The sequence below is a fragment of the Burkholderia anthinoferrum genome (assembly GCF_002925705.1).
GTDB classification, from domain to species: Bacteria; Pseudomonadota; Gammaproteobacteria; order Burkholderiales; family Burkholderiaceae; genus Burkholderia; species Burkholderia semiarida.
Genome location: NZ_LFZP01000041.1, coordinates 412,541 through 425,117 on the forward strand (window position 1 = coordinate 412,541; position 12,577 = coordinate 425,117).

General features: G+C 67.1%; 14 protein-coding genes. 11 read left to right on the forward strand and 3 right to left on the reverse strand.

Features of this window, described 5'->3' with window-relative positions; genetic code table 11:
• Window positions 1-8: 8 nt before the first annotated feature.
• On the forward strand, window positions 9-1,208 hold the full coding sequence (tet, locus tag C5F75_RS15340) for a Tet(A)/Tet(B)/Tet(C) family tetracycline efflux MFS transporter (protein WP_104012417.1): 1,200 nt from the start codon (window positions 9-11) through the stop codon (window positions 1,206-1,208).
• Window positions 1,209-1,312: 104 nt separating this feature from the next.
• On the opposite strand, the gene purM is transcribed toward tet, so the two are convergent.
• A complete protein-coding gene (gene purM, locus C5F75_RS15345; protein WP_059574275.1) occupies window positions 1,313-2,368 on the reverse strand; it encodes a phosphoribosylformylglycinamidine cyclo-ligase in 1,056 nt (351 codons plus the stop codon).
• 253 nt (window positions 2,369-2,621) lie between these two features.
• Between purM and hda the strand changes: the two genes are divergently transcribed.
• The 10 genes from hda (at window position 2,622) to C5F75_RS36330 (ending at window position 9,337) form a co-directional block, all read left to right on the forward strand.
• Window positions 2,622-3,356: a DnaA regulatory inactivator Hda gene (gene hda, locus C5F75_RS15350; RefSeq protein WP_059574276.1), complete on the forward strand. Its 735-nt coding sequence runs from the start codon at window positions 2,622-2,624 to the stop codon at window positions 3,354-3,356.
• Window positions 3,357-3,367: 11 nt separating this feature from the next.
• Window positions 3,368-4,045, forward strand: a complete 678-nt coding sequence (locus tag C5F75_RS15355) for a histidinol-phosphatase (RefSeq protein WP_011656045.1) — start codon at window positions 3,368-3,370, stop codon at window positions 4,043-4,045.
• A gap of 5 nt (window positions 4,046-4,050) precedes the next feature.
• A complete protein-coding gene (gene pcnB / locus C5F75_RS15360; protein ID WP_104012418.1) occupies window positions 4,051-5,592 on the forward strand; it encodes a polynucleotide adenylyltransferase PcnB in 1,542 nt (513 codons plus the stop codon).
• A gap of 35 nt (window positions 5,593-5,627) precedes the next feature.
• Complete coding sequence (folK, locus tag C5F75_RS15365) at window positions 5,628-6,170, forward strand: 2-amino-4-hydroxy-6-hydroxymethyldihydropteridine diphosphokinase (RefSeq protein WP_059574279.1); 543 nt, start codon at window positions 5,628-5,630, stop codon at window positions 6,168-6,170.
• A complete protein-coding gene (locus C5F75_RS15370) occupies window positions 6,167-6,853 on the forward strand; it encodes a deoxynucleoside kinase (RefSeq protein ID WP_059574280.1) in 687 nt (228 codons plus the stop codon). The genes folK and C5F75_RS15370 overlap by 4 nt, the downstream gene beginning before the upstream one ends.
• A gap of 43 nt (window positions 6,854-6,896) precedes the next feature.
• Window positions 6,897-7,712 carry a 3-methyl-2-oxobutanoate hydroxymethyltransferase gene (gene panB, locus C5F75_RS15375; RefSeq protein WP_059574281.1) on the forward strand — a complete coding sequence of 272 codons (816 nt, stop codon included), beginning with the start codon at window positions 6,897-6,899 and terminating at the stop codon, window positions 7,710-7,712.
• 158 nt (window positions 7,713-7,870) lie between these two features.
• Window positions 7,871-8,251, forward strand: coding sequence for a BPSL0067 family protein (locus C5F75_RS15380; protein ID WP_059574282.1), 381 nt, complete (start codon window positions 7,871-7,873; stop codon window positions 8,249-8,251).
• The gene (locus tag C5F75_RS36325) at window positions 8,248-8,694 is read left to right on the forward strand and encodes an STY0301 family protein (protein ID WP_124658253.1); all 447 of its coding nucleotides are present in this window, start codon (window positions 8,248-8,250) and stop codon (window positions 8,692-8,694) included. The genes C5F75_RS15380 and C5F75_RS36325 overlap by 4 nt, the downstream gene beginning before the upstream one ends.
• Before the next feature lie 23 nt (window positions 8,695-8,717).
• Window positions 8,718-8,891, forward strand: coding sequence for a BPSL0067 family protein (locus C5F75_RS15385; RefSeq protein WP_226093706.1), 174 nt, complete (start codon window positions 8,718-8,720; stop codon window positions 8,889-8,891).
• A complete protein-coding gene (locus C5F75_RS36330; RefSeq protein WP_124658252.1) occupies window positions 8,888-9,337 on the forward strand; it encodes an STY0301 family protein in 450 nt (149 codons plus the stop codon). Before C5F75_RS15385 ends, C5F75_RS36330 begins: the two co-directional genes overlap by 4 nt.
• A gap of 5 nt (window positions 9,338-9,342) precedes the next feature.
• Here C5F75_RS36330 and C5F75_RS15390 read toward each other — a convergent pair whose 3' ends face one another.
• Together C5F75_RS15390 and dnaJ are read right to left on the reverse strand one after the other, a co-directional pair.
• Window positions 9,343-11,325 (reverse strand): chorismate-binding protein, encoded by a 1,983-nt coding sequence (locus C5F75_RS15390; protein WP_059574283.1) that lies wholly within the window; start codon window positions 11,323-11,325, stop codon window positions 9,343-9,345.
• 5 nt (window positions 11,326-11,330) lie between these two features.
• On the reverse strand, window positions 11,331-12,467 hold the full coding sequence (gene dnaJ / locus C5F75_RS15395; protein WP_006476837.1) for a molecular chaperone DnaJ: 1,137 nt from the start codon (window positions 12,465-12,467) through the stop codon (window positions 11,331-11,333).
• Window positions 12,468-12,577: the final 110 nt, after the last annotated feature.

Sequence of the window (12,577 nt, forward strand, 5' to 3'; positions counted from 1 at the left end):
ATAGAGTAATGCCCTTGAATCCGTCCCTGATTGCCATTCTTGCCACGGTCCTGCTCGACGCGATCGGCGTCGGGATCGTGATGCCGATCCTGCCGGGGCTACTGCGCGCGCTCGCCACTGCGGGCCGCACCGACACCCACTACGGCATTCTGCTGGCGCTGTACGCGTTCGCGCAGTTCCTGTGCGCGCCGCTGCTCGGCGCGCTGAGCGACCGTCTCGGCCGCCGGCCGGTGCTGCTCGCGTCGCTCGCGGGCGCCGCGCTCGACTATCTGCTGATGGCGCTCGCGCCCACGCTCACGTGGCTTTACGTCGGGCGGCTGATCGCCGGCATCACCGGCGCGAACGTCGCGGTCGCGACCGCGTACGTGACCGACGTGACGGCCGAACCCGACCGTGCGCGGCGCTTCGGCCAGCTCGGCGCGATGATGGGCATCGGCTTCATCGCCGGCCCGCTGATCGGCGGGCTGCTCGGCGCGCTGCACCTGCGTGCGCCGTTCGTCGCGGCCGCGTCGCTCAACGCGCTGAATCTCGTGCTCGTGTGGCGTGCATTGCCGGAATCGCGGCCGCGCGCGGCCCGGGAAGGCCGGACGGCCGGCACGCTCAACCCGTTCGCGAGCCTGCGCCGGCTGAGCGGCGCGCCCGCGCTCGCACCGCTGGTCGGCATCTACGTGATCGTGGCACTCGTGTCGCAGGCGCCCGCGACGCTGTGGATCCTGTACGGCCAGGAGCATTTCGGCTGGTCGACGCCGGTCGCCGGACTGTCGCTCGCCGGCTACGGCGCATGCCACACGCTCGCGCAGGCGTTCGCGATCGGGCCGCTGATCGCGCGGCTCGGCGAGCGGCGCGCGCTCGCACTGGGGCTGGCAGGCGATGCGCTCGGGCTTGTGGTCATCGCGTTCGCCACGGCCTCATGGGTGCCGTTTGCACTGCTGCCGCTGTTCGCGGCCGGCGGCATGACGCTGCCGGCGTTGCAGGCGATGCTCGCGCGGCAGGTGGACGATACGCGCCAGGGCGAACTGCAAGGCACGCTGGCGAGCGTGGCGAGCCTGATCGGCGTCGCGGGGCCGCTGGTCGTTACCGCAACCTACGCGGCGACGCGCACGACGTGGCCGGGGCTCGTGTGGGCTGGCGCCGCGCTGCTGTACCTGCTCGTGCCGCCGCTGCTGGCCGGCGCGCGCCCGGCGAACGCACCGCGAGCGGCCGCTTGAGCGTCGGCGTGCGCCGGCCATACTGAGCGCTCGAGCGGCCGAAAAAAAAGCCGCCCGGATCCATCCCGGGCGGCTTTCCTTGCTGCATCTGCTGCGGCAATGCGTCAGACCACGACCGTCTGCGCCTCGCCTTCGCGGGTCGCACGCACGGTGCCGATCTTCCACACCTGTTCGCCGGCGGCGGTCAGGTCGGCAATCGCTGCGTCGGCATCGGCCGCCGAGACGATCACGGCCATGCCGATCCCGCAGTTGAACACGCGGTGCATTTCCGCATCGGCGACGCCGCCGTGCTCCTGCAGCCACTTGAACAGCGGCGGCAGCGGCCATGCCTTCTGGTCGAGCTCCGCGGTGAGGCCTTCGCGCAGCACGCGCGGAATGTTCTCGACGAGGCCGCCACCGGTGATGTGCGCCATGCCCTTCACCGTCAGCTTCTGCATCAGCGCGAGCAGCGGCTTCACGTAGATGCGCGTCGGCGCCATCAGCGCGTCGGCGAGCGAGCGGCCGTGGAAATCGGCGGACAGATCCGGGTTCGCGCGCTCGATGATCTTGCGCACGAGCGAGAAGCCGTTCGAGTGAATGCCGCTCGATGCGAGGCCGAGCACGACGTCGCCTTCGGCGATCGTGCTGCCGTCGATGATCTTGCTCTTCTCGACCGCGCCGACCGCGAAGCCGGCCAGGTCGTATTCGCCGTCCGGGTACATACCCGGCATTTCGGCCGTTTCACCGCCGATCAGCGCGCAGCCCGACAGTTCGCAGCCCTGCGCGATGCCCTTGACGACGGTGGCGGCCGTGTCGACGTCCAGCTTGCCGCACGCGAAGTAGTCGAGGAAGAACAGCGGCTCGGCGCCCTGCACGAGGATGTCGTTCACGCTCATCGCGACGAGATCCTGGCCGACGGTGTCGTGCTTGTTCAGATGAAAGGCCAGCTTGAGCTTGGTGCCCACGCCGTCGGTGCCCGACACGAGCACGGGCTCCTTGTACTTCTTCGGCACTTCGAACAGCGCGCCGAACCCGCCGATGCCGCCGAGCACGCCGTCGCGCAGGGTTTTCTTCGCAAAAGGCTTGATCTTGTCGATGAGCGCGTCGCCGGCGTCGATGTCGACACCTGCGTCGCGATAGGACAGACCCTGAGCGTCGGGAGCGGATTTCGGAGGATTCATGGGGGAATGCGAGAAGGTCGGTAAAATGCGATTTTACCCGAAGCCGGCCCGTTGGCCGGAATTCCGAGCACCGAATCGTCAGGGATTGCATCTTGGTCAACACGTCCCCGTTTTCATCGCCGGGCGAAGCGCGCCGAAGCCCGCGCCGCGCCGCCGTGCGTACGGTCGCGCGTGAAGCCGGCCGAGGCGCCTTCCCGCGCGCGCGCCCGGCGTACGGCACGCGTTTTTTCAACCGATCCGCACTGTGACTGCTGTGTCCCGTCAACTGACGCTCGATCTCGGCACGCCGCCGCCCGCCACGTTCGACAACTTCATCATGAGCGAGGAGAACGACGAGCTCGTCACGCGCCTGCAGAAGCTCGATCTCGCGCTCGCGGCCGGCCCCGTGCCGGACCGGTCGTTCTATATCTGGGGCGAGCCCGGCAGCGGCCGCACCCACCTGCTGCAGGCGCTCGTGAGCGACGCGTCGTACGGCTATGCGCGCTACCTGAGCCCGCAGAGCCCGCTCGGCGCGTTCACGTTCGACCCGCGCATCGGCATCTACGCGATCGACGACTGCGACCGGATGAGCGACACGCAGCAGGTCGCGCTGTTCAACCTGTTCAACGAAGTGCGCGCGCACCCGTCGAGCGCGTTCGTCGCGGCGGGCCCGGCGGCGCCGCTCGCGCTCGACGTGCGCGAGGATCTGCGCACGCGCCTCGGCTGGGGGCTCGTGTTCCACCTGTCGCCGCCGTCCGACGCCGGCAAGATCGCCGTGCTCAAGCTCGCGGCGAAGGAGCGCGGGATCGCGCTCACCGACGACATCGCCGCGTACCTGCTGACCCATTTCCGGCGCGACATGCCGAGCCTGATGGCCTTGCTCGACGCGCTCGACCGCTTCTCGCTCGAGCAGAAACGCGCGGTCACGCTGCCGCTGCTGCGCCGGATGCTCGCGCGTCCCGGCGACGACATCACACCACCGGGCACGGGCCCGAACCGCTTCGAGTAAAATGCGCTTCCATGACTAATCTGGCACTCTTTGACCTCGATCACACGCTGATCCCCACCGATAGCGACCACGAATGGGGTCGCTTCATGGTGAAGCTCGGCATCGTCGACGCGGAAAGCTTCTCGCGTCAGAACGACCAGTTCTTCGCCGACTACAAGGCCGGCAAGCTCGACATCCACGCGTACCTGTGCGCGATGCTCACGCCGCTCGCGAAGTATTCGCGCGCGCAGCTGGCCGAATGGCACGAGCAGTACATGCACGAGGTGATCCGCCCCGCGATGACGCCCGCCGCGCTCGAACTCGTGCGCAAGCACGTCGATGCCGGCGACCTGTGCTGCGTCGTGACGGCCACCAACGAATTCATCACGCGTCCGATCGCGACCGCGTTCGGCGTCGACACGCTGATCGCGTGCGAGGTCGAAACGACCGACGGGCATCCCGACTCGCCGTACACGGGCCGGCCGACCGGCACGCCGAGCTATCGCGAAGGCAAGATCGTGCGCACCGAAGCATGGCTCGCATCGCTCGGCAAGCACTGGGACGACTTCGAACATAGCTACTTCTACAGCGACTCGCACAACGACATCCCGCTGCTCGAGAAAGTCACCGACCCGATCGCGACCAACCCTGACGACACGCTGCGCGCGCATGCAAGCAACCGCGGCTGGCGTATCCTCGATCTCTTCTGAACGTCGTGATCAAAAAATTCATCCGCAAGCTGCTCGGCCAGGACGAAACCGAGCAAACGCCTCCCGCCGCGGCCCCGGCCGACGAAGCGGCCCCAGCCGCCCCGCGCGCCCCGAAGGGCGCTCGCGGCGGCGCGAAGAAACCGCGCAGCAACCATGAGCCGACCGTCGTGCCGGCCAGCGTGCACGGCATCAACCCGGCGCTGATCTCGAAGAACGCGGTGCGCGTGACCGACACGCTGCAGCAGGCGGGCTTTCGTGCATTCATCGTCGGCGGCGCGGTGCGCGACCTGCTGCTCGGCATCGCGCCGAAGGACTTCGACGTCGCGACCGACGCGACGCCGACCGAGGTGCAGCGCCTGTTCCGCCGCGCGCGCCTGATCGGCCGCCGCTTCCAGATCGTGCACGTGCAGTTCGGCCAGGAACTGATCGAGGTGTCGACGTTCCGCGCGCTGGTCGACGCGCCGCCCGAGGCGGCCGCGGCCACGGCCGAGCCGCCGAGGCGCCTGAAGCGCGACGAACTCGATCGCCGCACGCACGCGGTCGACGCGAGCGGCCGCGTACTGCGCGACAACGTGTGGGGCGAGCAGCACGAGGACGCCGCGCGCCGCGACTTCACGATCAACGCGATGTACTACGACCCGTCGACGCAGACGGTGCTCGACTACCACGACGGGATGGCCGACGTACGCGCCCGCCTGTTGCGGATGATCGGCGATCCGGCCACGCGCTTCCGCGAGGATCCGGTGCGGATGCTGCGCGTCGTGCGCTTCGCGGCGAAGCTCGATTTCGAGATCGAGCCGCATACGCGCGAGCCGATCCACGCGCTCGCCGACCTGATCAACAACGTGCCGGCCGCACGCCTGTTCGACGAAATGCTGAAGCTGCTGCTGTCGGGCCACGCACTCGCGTGCCTGAAGAAGCTGCGCAAGGAAGGCCTGCATCACGGGCTGCTGCCGCTGCTCGACGTCGTGCTCGAACAGCCGCAGGGCGAGAAGTTCATCACGCTCGCGCTGAACAACACCGACGCGCGCGTGCGCGCCGGCAAGCCGGTGTCGCCGGGCTTCCTGTTCGCGACGCTGCTGTGGCACGACATGCGCCAGCGCTTCGAGCAATACACGGCCGAGGGCGAAATCCCGGTGCCGGCGCTGCATCGCGCGATGGACGACGTGCTCGACATGCAGACCGAGAAACTCGCGATCCACAAGCGCTACTCGGCCGACATGCGCGAGATCTGGGGCCTGCAACTGCGCCTCGAGAAACGCTCGGGCCGCAGCGCGATGCGGCTGCTGGAACACCAAAGGTTTAGAGCGGGGTATGATTTCCTCCTGTTACGCTGCGAATCCGGCGAGCTCGATGCGGAAGTCGGACAGTGGTGGACGGATTTCATCGAAGGCGACGCGGCCGCTCGCGAGGCATTGCTCACGCAGGGCGGCTCGAAGGAAAAATCGCCCCGCAAGCGGCGCCGCCGCGGCGGTGCGCGAAACCGCAAGCCGGGTGAAGGTGCCGCCGAGCAGGCGCCGGATACCGCGGGCGGGTCCGACGACTGACGCGCCCGCCGGCGAACGACGTAGGAAGTGATGCCATGACGGTTGCATATATCGGACTGGGGGCGAATCTCGGCGATGCGCGCCAGACCTTGAAGGACGCGGTGGTGTGCCTCGCGCAGCAGCGCACCATCTCGATCCTCGGCAAATCGAGCCTGTATCGCACGGCGCCGTTCGAAGCGGGCGGCGACGACTACTACAACTGCGTCGTCAAGCTCGACACGACGCTGTCGGCCCGTGAGCTGCTCGCGCTTTGCCAGAAGATCGAACATCACTTCGGCCGCGAGCGTCCGTATCGCAATGCGCCGCGCACGCTCGACCTCGACATCCTGCTGTTCGGCGCCGATTCGATCGACGAACCCGACCTGATCGTCCCCCACCCGCGCCTTACCGACCGCGCGTTCGCGCTCGTGCCGCTCGTCGAGATCGAGCCGGCGCTCGACATCCCCGCGCGCGGCCGTGCCGACGCCTTTCTCGCCGCCGTCGCCGATCAGCGCGTCGAAAAGGTGCAGACCTGCCAGTGCCCGATGCAGAAGGCGCTCGCGGCCGACGCAGACGCCGACAAGACCCGCTGCCGATGAACTCGACTCCGCTGACCGTCACCGCGCCCGACCTGCGCGCCCCGCACCGCTATCTCGTGATCGAAGGCCCGATCGGCGTCGGCAAGACGACGCTCGCGCGCCTGCTCGGCGAGCGCTGGTCGATGCAGGCGCTGCTCGAGCGCCCGCAGGACAACCCGTTCCTCGAACGCTTCTACCGCGACACCGCGCGCTACGCGCTGCCCGTCCAGTTGTCGTTCGCGCTGCAGCGCGCGCAGCAGGCACGCGAGCTGATCGGCGCGCTCGACACCGGCCGCCCGGTCATCGCCGATTTCATGCCGCAGAAGAACGACATCTTCGCGCGGCTGAACCTGCCGGAAGACGAATGGCAACTGTATCGCTCGGTCGCCACGCACGTCGACGTTCCGCACGCGCCGTCGCCCGACCTCGTCGTCTATCTGCAGGCCAGCCCCGAAGTGCTGTTCTCGCGCATCCAGAAGCGCGGGCTGCCGATGGAGCTGCAGATCAGCGATGCGTACCTGCGCTCGCTCGTCGACGCGTACAACGAATTCTTCTACCACTACGACCGCACGCCGGTGCTGACGGTCGCAGCCGAGCACCTGAACCCGCTGGATTCCCCCGAAGACCTTGCCCTGCTGGTCGAGCGCATCGAGACGATGCGCGGCCGCAAGGAATTCTTCGTCAAGGGCGAGACGACGCGCTGACGCGTCATCGCCCGTCGTTCTTCCCCACCGACCCGGATTTCCCATGACCTATCTCCAGGAATCGAGCCGGCCTGCCGTGACCGTACCCAAGCTGCAGGCAATGCGCGACGCCGGCGAGAAGATCGCGATGCTGACCTGCTACGACGCGAGCTTTTCCGCGCTGCTGGATCGCGCCGGCACCGACGTGCTGCTGATCGGCGATTCGCTCGGCAACGTGCTGCAGGGCCACACGACCACGCTACCCGTGTCGCTCGACGACATCGCGTACCACACCGCCTGTGTCGCGCGGGCTCAACCGCGCGCGCTGGTCGTCGCCGATCTGCCGTTCGGCACGTACGGAACGCCGGCCGACGCGTTCGCGAACGCGGTCAAGCTGATGCGCGCGGGCGCGCAGATGGTGAAGCTCGAAGGCGGCGAATGGCTCGCCGATACGATCCGCTTCCTCGTCGAACGCTCGGTGCCCGTGTGCGCGCACCTCGGCCTCACGCCGCAATCGGTGCATGCGTTCGGCGGCTTCAAGGTCCAGGGCAAGACGGAAGCCGGCGCCGCGCAACTGCTGCGCGACGCGCGCGCGATCGAGGATGCCGGCGCGCAGCTCGTCGTGCTCGAAGCCGTGCCGACGCTCGTCGCGGCCGAAGTCACGCACATGCTGAAGATTCCGACAATCGGCATCGGCGCGGGCGTCGACTGCTCGGGGCAGGTGCTCGTGCTGCACGACATGCTCGGCGTGTTCCCCGGCAAGCGGCCGCGTTTCGTGAAGGATTTCATGCAGGGGCAGCCGAACATTCAGGCGGCCGTCGAAGCGTACGTGCGCGCCGTGAAGGACGGCACGTTCCCGGGCCCGGAGCATTCGTTCTGATTTCGGACGAGGTGGCGGCTCGATGCGAAGGCAAAGGCCGCCACCTGCTCGACGACACCCGTCGTTCGATTTGGCAGCACTGCATTTTCAAACACGTCCTATATCCGTAGGCCTTCGTTGCGGAGACCATTGCGCTTCCATCATTCCATGGAGGCGAAATGTCCCACGTATACGAACGCGCAGCCCAATTGGCCGGCGAACCACTACAAGGCGATGGTGAGTGCGTTGCGCTCGTGAAGGTCCATACCAAAGTGGGCGCGACCTCGGGGTGGCGACCGGAAAAGACGGTAAAGGGCGATTCGACCATTCGTCCGGGCACGGTCATCGCGACTTTCGAGAACGAGCGTTATCCGAACAAATCGTACGGCAACCATGCGGCGTTCTATCTGAGTCAGGATTCGAAAGGCATCTACGTCGTCGAACAATGGCGCAGTCTGTCGAAAATCCGGAAACGGCACATCCGGTTCCAGGGCAAGGACAGAAACGGTCGCTATATCGATCCGAGCAACAACGCCGATGCGTTCTCGGTGGTGCGATGACGATGGCACTCGCCTGTTTTCCAGCCAATGCGGCGCTCGCCGCGTTGCTGACAGCTAGTTGCATCTCGTCGGCGTACGCCACTTCGGCGCCTGTTCAGTGTCCGGCCCGCCTGGCGGTTTCACAGACGGTCACAGATCCCGCGCCCGACGGCTGGCGCCCTTACGATTCACAGAAGGCACATCCGCTGATCGGCGTGTCGTTTTGGTCCGGGCCGCCCGATCAACTCGCCATGCTCGCCCCATCGAGCGGCGTCAAACGGCGCGATATGCTCGTCAACACGTGGCCACTCGCGGAAGCCGAAACCGATTACTGGGTGAGTTGTGAGTATTTCGACACGGCCGCGATCATTGCCCGTCCGCTGGGCACGGCCGCGCGAACCTGCACGGTCCGCTACGACGCGAAGCGGACGCCGCCGAAGATGATCGACTGGCACTGCGGATGAGGGTGCAGCGGAAGGCGAAGACAATGTCGACGCCCGCTCGAGAACATCTATCACGCGTCGTACACATCGCAATTCCATACACGTCCCATATTCGCAGGGCAATCAAGAGACGATGTATTGCATTCAAGGGCAAGGACCAAACTGGCCGTTACATCGATCCAAGCAACAATGCCGATGCATTTTCGGTGGTGAAATGATGACGTTCATCCGGCAAACGCCGTACCGGCTGCTCACCATTACCGCGTTCGCATTCAGTTCGCTCACCGTCTTACCCGTATCCGCCGCCATTGCAAATTGCCCCGCACGCATTGCCGTCACCCAGCAGCTCGACGGTCAACCACCCGATGGCTGGAAAAACTTCGACACGCAACGCACCTATCCGCTTGCCGGTGTCACCTTCTGGTCGGGGCCGCCGGACCGGATAATGTCATTGCTGCCCAATCGCTCGCGCACCGAGCCCAAAAGCGATGTGTACACCTGGTCGCTGGCCGAAGCCCGTGAAGACTACTGGGTCTCGTGTGACTACGGCAATACGAGCGTCGTGATCGCACGGCCACTCGGCAAACATGCGCAAACTTGCGTCGCGCGCTATAAACGAGGGCACGCCATCGTACAAACCTGGCAATGTACGCCACGAAAGTAATCCGTTCAGGCCGATGCGCAGTCGCGAATCAGCCGCGCCGTCATCGGCCCGCGCAACGCATTGCAGATCATCAACGCGTCTGCGTTCAGCACATCGTCGAGCGTCAGCGCGCGCTCCGTTGCGTTTAGCGCCGGATCGTCCAGCAGCACGCCGCGCATCACGCCCGGCAGCACGCCGCTTGCAAGCGGCGGCGTCACCCATTGCCCGTCGAGCTTCACGAACAGGTTCGAGCGCCCGCCTTCCGTCACCTCGCCGCGCTCGTTGACGAACAGCATGTCGAATCCGCCGAGTGCTTCGGCCGCCTGCCACGCGCGGTCGTATTCGGCACGGCGCGTGGTCTTGTGCAGCAGCAGCGCGTCGCTCGCGCAGGTCGGCGCAAAGCCGTGCTCGGACGCGAGCATCACGCTAACCGGCCCGGTGGGCAGCGCCTTCAGCGGTGCGGCCGTGATGTCGACCGCGCCGTCCTTCGCGAGCGCGAGCTTCATCCGGTATGGACTGTCACCGTCGAGCGCCGCGCAGCGTGCATCGATCTCGCGATGCAGCGTGTCGGCGTCGAAGCGGAAGCCGAACGCATCGGCACTGCGCTGCAGCCGCGCGAGATGGCGCTCCAGATGCCGGATGCCGTCCGCGCGCGTCGCGGCGGCGGTTTCAAATAGCTGGAAGCCGGGGTCGGCATCGGTCAGGAATCGCGCTTTCAATTCGCACTCCGCATATTCGTCGGCCGCGACGCTGTCGAGCACGATGCCCGCGCCGACGCCCATCGTGCCGCGCCGCCGGCCGGCCGCGGCGATGCCCGTGCCGTCCGCGTCATTATCGACGCCAGCCGCATCGAGCGTCAGCGTCCGGATCGCGACCGACAGGCAGAAATCGCCGCAGGACGCCGCACGGCCCGGCGACGCACCGGCGCCGTCAACCTGTCGCGCGGCGCCGTGGCTCGCCGACGGAACGTCTTTCGCGGCGTCCTCCACGGCGCCGTCCCGCGGCGCATCGAGCCACCCGATCGCGCCCGTATAGAGCCCGCGCGGCGTCGACTCGATCGCGTCGATCAATTCCATCGTCTTGTACTTCGGCGCACCGGTGATCGACCCGCACGGAAACAGCGCGCGCAGCATCTGCGCGAACGTCGTGCCGTCGCGCCAGCCGGCTTCGACCGTCGACGTCATCTGCCACACCGACGCATACGGCTCGACGGAGAACAGCGCCGGCACCTTGACGCTGCCCGTGCGTGCGATCCTCGACACGTCGTTGCGCAGCAGGTCGACGATCATCACGTTTTCCGCGCGGTTCTTCGGATCGCTCGCGAGGAACGCGGCGGCCGCCGCATCGTCGCGCGGATCGGCCGAACGCGGCGCGGTGCCCTTCATCGGCCGCGCGCGCAGCACGTCGCCCTGCTTCTCGACGAACAGCTCGGGCGAGCACGATACGACCCACGCGCCGCCGGGCAGCGCGATCAGCGCGCCGTACCGCACGGGCTGGCGCGCGCGCAGCCGCCGGTACAGCGCGAGCGGCGTGCCGAACACGTCGAAATTCAGCCGGTACGTGTAGTTGACCTGATACGAATCGCCTGCGCGCAGCGCGTCCTGCACCGCGCCGATCGCCGCGTCGAACGCGTCGCGCGACACGCTCTTCGCGACGTGCGCGACACCGGCGATCGACGGCGGGCCGCCGCCATCCTGCTGTGCGAGCCACGCGTCGACTTCGTCGCGCGACAGCCGCTCGCAGTGCGCATACAGCAAAAAGCGCAGCGGGGCATCGCCCGGCTGCGCCTTTTGCAGGTTGCGTCCGAATTCGTAATCGCCGACGACGACCGCATGCAGCCCGTCGCGCAGATCCCGCGCGAGCGCCGCATCGATGGCGTCGAGCTGCGCCGGGTCCGTGCACACGCGTTCGCGCACGAAGCCCGAATACAAACGACTCGACCGCGCGGACGCGGTCGAGTCGCAATCGTCCAAGAGCGCGAACGACGCGCTCTCGTTGCCTTCAGTCATGCCCGTTACTCGAAGAAGCTCTTCACCCGGTCGAACCAGCTCTTGCTCTGCGGGCTGTGACGCGCGCCGCCTTCGGCCAGCGACTTCTCGAACTGCTTGAGCAGGTCGCGCTGCTGGTCGGTCAGCTTCACGGGCGTCTCGACCTGCACGTGCACGTACAGATCGCCCGCGATGCTCGAACGCAGCCCCTTGATGCCCTTGCCGCGCAGGCGGAACGTCTTGCCCGACTGCGTGCCTTCCGGCACCGGGAACGATGCGCGGCCGGCCAGCGTCGGCACCTCGATCTCGCCGCCGAGTGCGGCGGTCGTGAACGGAATCGGCATCTGGCAGTGGAGATCGTCGCCGTCGCGCTCGAACACCGAGTGCGGCTTGATGTGGATCTCGACGTACAGGTCGCCCGGCGGCCCGCCGTTGATGCCCGGTTCGCCGTTGCCGGCCGAGCGGATCCGCATCCCGTCGTCGATCCCGGCCGGAATCTTCACTTCGAGCGTCTTGGTTTCCTTCACCTTGCCCGACCCGTGGCAATGCGCGCACGGCTCGGGGATGTAGGTGCCGGTGCCATGACACTTCGGGCAGGTCTGCTGGATGCTGAAGAAGCCCTGCGACATGCGCACCGTGCCCTGGCCGTGACAGGTCGGGCAGGTTTCCGGCTTCGTGCCGGGCTTCGCACCCGAGCCGTGGCAGACTTCGCACGACACCCAGCTCGGCACGCGGATCTGCGTGTCGTAGCCGTGCGCGGCCTGCTCGAGCGTGATTTCCATGCTGTAGCGCAGGTCGGCGCCGCGATACACCTGCGGGCCGCCGCGGCCGCCGCGCGCGGCACCGCCCGCGGCCTGGCCGAAGATGTCGCCGAAGATGTCGCCGAACGCATCCGCGAAGCCGCCGAAGCCCTGCGCACCCGCACCGCCCATGTTCGGATCGACGCCCGCGTGGCCGTACTGGTCATACGCGGCCCGCTTCTGGCCATCCGACAGCATTTCATAGGCTTCCTTCGCCTCCTTGAAATGCTCTTCCGCATCCTTGCTGTCCGGATTGCGGTCAGGGTGATACTTCATCGCAAGCTTGCGATATGCCTTCTTGATTTCGTCGTCGCTCGCATTCTTCGCGACGCCCAGAACCTCGTAGTAATCCCGTTTCGCCATATCGATTCACTGTGCCGCCACGCATCGCGCACGCGGCGGCTCCTTTCGCCCGCAGTAAAGTCTCTCGACTCGTCTGGCGCTGCACCGTCCGCGGACGGCTCGCGCAGCAC

What these genes read in the sequence shown, in the direction of transcription:
- tet (WP_104012417.1), top strand. Translation starts at nt 9, where the DNA reads ATGCCCTTGAATCCGTCCCTGATTGCCATTCTTGCCACGGTCCTGCTC.
- purM (WP_059574275.1), bottom strand. Translation starts at nt 2,368, where the DNA reads ATGAATCCTCCGAAATCCGCTCCCGACGCTCAGGGTCTGTCCTATCGC.
- C5F75_RS15355 (WP_011656045.1), top strand. Translation starts at nt 3,368, where the DNA reads ATGACTAATCTGGCACTCTTTGACCTCGATCACACGCTGATCCCCACC.
- folK (WP_059574279.1), top strand. Translation starts at nt 5,628, where the DNA reads ATGACGGTTGCATATATCGGACTGGGGGCGAATCTCGGCGATGCGCGC.
- C5F75_RS15370 (WP_059574280.1), top strand. Translation starts at nt 6,167, where the DNA reads ATGAACTCGACTCCGCTGACCGTCACCGCGCCCGACCTGCGCGCCCCG.
- panB (WP_059574281.1), top strand. Translation starts at nt 6,897, where the DNA reads ATGACCTATCTCCAGGAATCGAGCCGGCCTGCCGTGACCGTACCCAAG.
- C5F75_RS15380 (WP_059574282.1), top strand. Translation starts at nt 7,871, where the DNA reads ATGTCCCACGTATACGAACGCGCAGCCCAATTGGCCGGCGAACCACTA.
- C5F75_RS36325 (WP_124658253.1), top strand. Translation starts at nt 8,248, where the DNA reads ATGACGATGGCACTCGCCTGTTTTCCAGCCAATGCGGCGCTCGCCGCG.
- C5F75_RS15385 (WP_226093706.1), top strand. Translation starts at nt 8,718, where the DNA reads ATGTCGACGCCCGCTCGAGAACATCTATCACGCGTCGTACACATCGCA.
- C5F75_RS36330 (WP_124658252.1), top strand. Translation starts at nt 8,888, where the DNA reads ATGATGACGTTCATCCGGCAAACGCCGTACCGGCTGCTCACCATTACC.
- C5F75_RS15390 (WP_059574283.1), bottom strand. Translation starts at nt 11,325, where the DNA reads ATGACTGAAGGCAACGAGAGCGCGTCGTTCGCGCTCTTGGACGATTGC.
- dnaJ (WP_006476837.1), bottom strand. Translation starts at nt 12,467, where the DNA reads ATGGCGAAACGGGATTACTACGAGGTTCTGGGCGTCGCGAAGAATGCG.